At 62.7% G+C, this 5,374-nt stretch carries 3 protein-coding genes; 1 reads left to right on the forward strand and 2 read right to left on the reverse strand.

What is annotated here, in order from left to right; translation table 11 throughout:
* The coding region (locus LRF89_RS12805) for an EAL domain-containing protein (protein WP_238637313.1) at positions 1-277 on the forward strand (277 nt) is incomplete at its 5' end.
* Positions 278-737: 460 nt separating this feature from the next.
* Here LRF89_RS12805 and LRF89_RS12810 read toward each other — a convergent pair.
* Together LRF89_RS12810 and LRF89_RS12815 are read right to left on the reverse strand one after the other, a co-directional pair.
* Complete coding sequence (locus LRF89_RS12810; protein ID WP_238637314.1) at positions 738-2,675, reverse strand: PAS domain-containing sensor histidine kinase; 1,938 nt, start codon at positions 2,673-2,675, stop codon at positions 738-740.
* Positions 2,653-5,374: hybrid sensor histidine kinase/response regulator (locus LRF89_RS12815; protein ID WP_238637315.1), on the reverse strand; the 2,722-nt coding region annotated here is incomplete at its 5' end. The genes LRF89_RS12815 and LRF89_RS12810, both read right to left, overlap by 23 nt.

Here is a 5,374-nt window from a genome sequence, read left to right on the forward strand (position 1 = left end):
CCTCCAGGCCCTGCCACTGACCACGCTTAAGATCGATCGCGCCTTCGTCAGCGGCATAGGCAGCTCCGCCAAGTCCGAGGCCCTGGTCCGCGGGATCGTGAGCCTCGCCAAGGGGCTGGGTATGCCGGTAGTGGCGGAGGGAATCGAGACAGACGCGCAGCGCGCCTTTGTCCAAAGGCTCGGGTGCGAGCGGGGCCAGGGCTTCGGTCTCGGTCGCCCCATGGGGGCAGATCAGCTCACCGAACTCCTTGAGCGCGGCGCGAGGTCCACCCCCTGAGGGGCCCCGCCGCCTCTGCGCCTCTGGGCACCGGCACTTCAGGAATGGATCACCGTGCCAATCTCGGGTCGGGTCAAGGTCAGTCCCTTTGCCCGCTGCAACCTTCACTTTCGACTGCTCCAGTCTTCCTATAGCTTCCAATGCTTCGGTGCGCCCCCCAGGAGACTCACTCCACTATACGGCTGCTCCCAAGATCGACCACCTGGCGCGCTTGAGCACCGTGAGAGTCGAGTTCGTACACGCTTCCTCAATGGCCTCGAACTCGGGTTCCCCCTCAGCATCCGGCCCGCGGCCAAATTCGGCGATCAGAGCTGGCATCAGGAGAGGGCAACCTCCGCCCTAGCGAAACAGCTACCGGTAACCGGGCTGTGGCGCAGGGAACGCGGCGGTGGGCATGCCCCGTGAATCAGCCAAGAGGCCGACCAGGGGGCCCCTCCCTCCTGGCGGGGGAGAGGGTTGGTCACGCAGCTTCTGCCTGGACTCGAGCGAGGAAGAGCCAGAGCTCTTTGCGCTCGATCGGCTTGTTGAGGTAGGCATCGCAGCCGAGGCCGAAGCATTCCTGCTGGAAATGCTCAAGCGCATGAGCGGTGACCAGAGCGATCGGGGTATGCGCGAGGGCGTGCTCAGCCTCCTGTGCCCGGATGTGCCGCAGCGCCTCGCGACCATCGATCTCGGGCATCTGGAGATCGAGCAGGATAAGATCGGGTCTCGATTGTTCCCAATGCTCGATGGCCTCCCGGCCGTTCTCCGCCCAGGTGACTTCCTCGCAGCCGGCCTGGGTGAGCAAAGACTGGATCAGCAGGGCGTTGGTTGGCTCATCCTCGGCAATAAGTACGCGCAGGCCGGTGCCGGGCGGCGTGCTGGTTGTATCAACTTCGGCCTCCTCAGTGGTGTGTTGCACCGGCGTGGCCGAGGCGGCCGGCGGCATGGTCACCGTGAAATGGAAACTCGTTCCTCGGCCTGGCTCACTCTCGACCGAGATGTCCCCACCCATTAGCGTCACCAGCTCCTTGCAGACCTTCAGCCCCAGCCCGCTGCCTTCCTTGCGGGCAAGGGCAGGGCCGGCCTGCCGGAACGCCTCAAAAATCTGGGGCTGATCCTCTTCGGGGATGCCGACTCCGGTATCGGAGACGGTGAAGTGGAGGTCATTCTCCGGTGAAGCCCGCTCGACCTGCACGCCGATGCCGCCGGTCTCGGTGAAGCGCAGAGCATTGCTGACCAGGTTGTAGAGCACTTGACCGAGGCGTATCGGATCGCCCTGGACCCGGCAGGGCACGTCGGTGCTGGAAGACCATTCCAGATACAGGCCCTTCTGCTCAGCCATCGGCGCGAGAAAGCCCAGCTGGGCATTCATGAATTCGCACAGATCGAAATCCTGCTCGCTTAGCTGAACACGGCCGGCTTCCAGCCGCGAGAGCTCCAGGACGGTCTCGATCAGCCCCAGCATGGTCTGGCCGCCGGCCCGGCAAAGGTCAACATGCTGACGCTGCTGCGGATCAAGCTCGGAGTGAGCCAGCTGATCCAGAAACCCATGGATGGCATTGAGCGGCGTGCGCAGATCGTGGCTGACCGCGGCGAGGAACATCCTCTGATCCTCGAGCGTGCGCTGGCGCTCTTCTTCCAAAGCCCGGCGCTCGCTGATATCGCGCAGGATTCCGGCGGCGTGCCAGTGTCCAGCAATCTGCACCGGCGCCAGGGTCAGCTCCAGGGCGACCTCGTGTCCGTCACGGTGGATGGCCACGACCTCAGCCTGTTGGCCCACGCGGGTTTGGCCGCCGGACTCTCGGAAATAGCGCATACCCGCCTGCATGGCCGCCCTGTGGCGCTCGGGGACGAAGCGGTCATGGAAGGGGGCGCCCTCAAGCTCTTCGGCGCGATAGCCGAGCAGCTTCTCGAAGGCCGGATTGCAGTACACCAGCCGGTCCTCGGCATCGATCAGCACGATGGCATCGCGTGCGGCGGTGGTGATTGCCTGGAACTTGGCTTCGGCGGCCTGATGCGCCTGTTCGAGATGGCGCCTGGCGGTGATGTCCTCAAGAATATGGACGGAGTATCGGTAGGCTCCTTGTCCGTCCCGAGCGACATACGAGCGCGATAGGAAGGACCGGCCATCTGGCACAGAGAACTCCTCGTCGGTTTCGTCGCAGCCGGTCTCGGAAGCACTGCGCTTGCCGGCCAACACCTTGGCCATGGCCGACTGACAGCCGGGCAGGGGGCCTTCGCCGCGGGGGAAGACGTGCCAGTAGGGTTGGCCGATTACCTCCTCGAGCGTGGCGCTGGCCTCCTGGAGGTATGCGCGGTTCGCCCGCAGGATGCGATACTCCTGATCGTGGAGGAAGATCGGATGCCCCATGGCATCCATGGCATCGTCCCAGCTAGGAGTTGGATGTGGGTCCATGCGTTTCTCCCGGGGTGGTGGCGGCCTCGGGGTCCTTCCGCGGCACCAGCGACTTGATCCACTGTCGCAGTTCCGTGCGACCCAGCGGCTTGCTCAGGAATGCATCGAAGAGACCGGTCTCGAGGACCGGCTCCACCTCGCTGCGGGCATAGGCAGTGTAAAGGGCAATCGCCACCCAGGTGCGTCCCTGGGCCCTTTCCTCAGCCCGTATGCGCTCGGCCAGCTGATCACCATCGAATCCGGGCATGTGGCGGTCGAGGACCAGGGCATCGAAAGTCTGTGTTTGCCAGGCCTCCAGGGCGCTGGCGCCATCCTCGGCCGTGGTCACCGTGCAGCCGAGCTGCTCGAGCAGGGTCCGGGCGAGGAAGACATTGACCGCCTCGTCATCGGCCACCAACACATTCAGTGCGCTGGCCGGAGCATCCCCGCCAAGCGGAGGAGGGGTGCTATCGACGCCAGTGTCGGTATCGCGCTCCGTTTCCTGTGCCGCCGGCGGCAACGGGAGCGTCACGGTGAACGTGGAGCCCACCCCGGGTGTGCTCTGAAGAGAAATCTCCCCGCCGAAAAGCTCGGTGAGTTCGCGCACGATGGCCAGCCCCAGGCCATGGCCGCTGCGCGAGCCCTGGTAGCCGGCGCGATCGAAGGCCGCAAAGATGTGCGCCTGCTGTTCTGGGGGGATCCCCGGACCGGTATCGCGCACTTGGAAGGTGATCTGCTCGCCGGCGTCAGCGCATACCGTCAGATCGACCTGGCCCTCATGGGTATACTTGATCGCGTTGCTGAGCAAATTCGACAGGATCTGCCCCAGCCGGGTGGCATCGGCCTCCACCCACTGCGGCACGCCAGGCTCAACTTTACTGGTGAACCGCAGGCCGTGCTCTTCGGCGAGGTGGCGATGCACGGTGCACTGACTTTCGATCGCGGCGTGCAGATCAAAGGGCGCTGGCTGCAGCCTGAGCCGGCCAGCCTGCAACCGACTCAAATCGAGTAGGGAGTCGATCAGCTCCAGCAGCCGGCGGCTGGCGTGGCGGCACTGCTGCACGTAGCTCTGGCGCTGCTCTTCTTCCAGATCCGGTGCAGCGAGTAGGTCGACGAATCCGGTCAGTGCGTTGAGCGGTGAGCGCAGGTCGTGGCTGACGGCGTTGAGAAAAGTGGTCTTGGCCGCCACGGCCTCGGCCAATTCCTGTGCCGCTCTCTTCTGATCGCTGATATCGAAGCTTACACCAAGGGTTTCCACTAACTCGCCGCGAGAATTGGTGATGGGGTGGATTGTGAGCAGCGCCGGGAATCTACTACCATCCCGGCGAACCAATTCCGTCTCCATGCGGAAGGGTTGGTGCTCCTGGAAAACGGGATCGACATATCCGGGTAGCCGTTCGCTGTCAGCATCAGTATGCAAGAGGCTGACGTGTTGGCCGATCAGTTCCTCACGGTTGTATCCAAAAAGCGCCTCGGCACCGGTGCTAGCCTCAAGGATCACCGAATTGAGATCCGTTTTAATCAGGCTGACTGACTCGGCGGCCTCGAAGATCGCTTCGAGATCGTGCTTGCGCGCCTCAAGTTGCTCGCGCAGCTGTCGTTCAGCCTGCTCAGCGCGCCGGCGTTCGGTGACGTCTTCTTGAACACCAAAAAAGCCGGTGACGCGACCTTGTTCATCGTGGAGGCAGGTGTAATCCCCATTGATGATGATGGATGTGTCATCCCATCGCCGTTCATGTGTCACGGCGTGGGCCCGACCTTGATCGAAGAGATCCCTAAGCACATTGCGGCCATGCTCGATATTTTCATAGCTAAAAAAGTCAGCAAAGGTCAAACCAATGAAATCTTCTTCCTTGGCGCGGTATTGATCCAGCATGGCCTGGTTGATTTTGGTGACTCTTTGATGTTTCAAAGCATAGTCAAGCAGCGCCTCTTTTTGCTGCTCTGTAGCACCCTGCCAGTCGATCGGTTCATCCAGCATCATGAAGAAGAAACCGGTAATCGACTGATTAAAGAATTCTTCGAGTAGCGCTTTGTTCTGCGCCAGCTCCTGCTCAGCTCGAACGCGGTCGGTTATGTCCTGCAAGTAGCCGTGCCAGAGCGTGCTGCCATCGGCCTGACGTTCCGGCGTGGAATTCCCCTCGAGCCAGACCGTTCCCTTTGAGGGGTGGTGGATCCGGAAGCTTTGGCGCCAGGGCGTCAAGGTCTTGGCCGAGTGTTCCATGCTCCGGCCAACCTCATCCCGATCGGCCTCGTACATGAACTCAAAAACGCGATCAGGGCACTCGAGGACCGTTTCCGGCGTAACACCGTAGGTGTCCTCAACCCCACCATTGGCATAGACAAAGGCATGGCGGCCATCAGGCCAGAGCTGGCATTGATAGATGAACCCGGGCAGCTGCGCGGTGAGGTTAGCCAGCTGCTCTCGCAATGCTTCCAAAGCCCGGCGCTCGCTGATGTCGCGCAGGAGTCCGGCGGCATGCCAGCGCCCGGAAATCTGCACCGGTGCCAGAGCCAATTCCAGTGGGATTTCGTGCCCATCCCGGTGGATCGCCTCGACCTCGGTGTGCTGCCCTATGCGGAGTCTGCCTCCAGATTCCCGGAAATAGCGCATGCCCGCCTGCATGGCCGCCCTGTGGCGCTCGGGAACGAAGCGGTCATGGAAGGGGGTACCCTCAAGCTCTTCGGCGCGATAGCCGAGCAGCTTCTCGAAGGCCGGA

The organism is Halorhodospira sp. 9621, from assembly GCF_022228055.1.
GTDB classification, from domain to species: Bacteria; Pseudomonadota; Gammaproteobacteria; order Nitrococcales; family Halorhodospiraceae; genus Halorhodospira; species Halorhodospira halophila_A.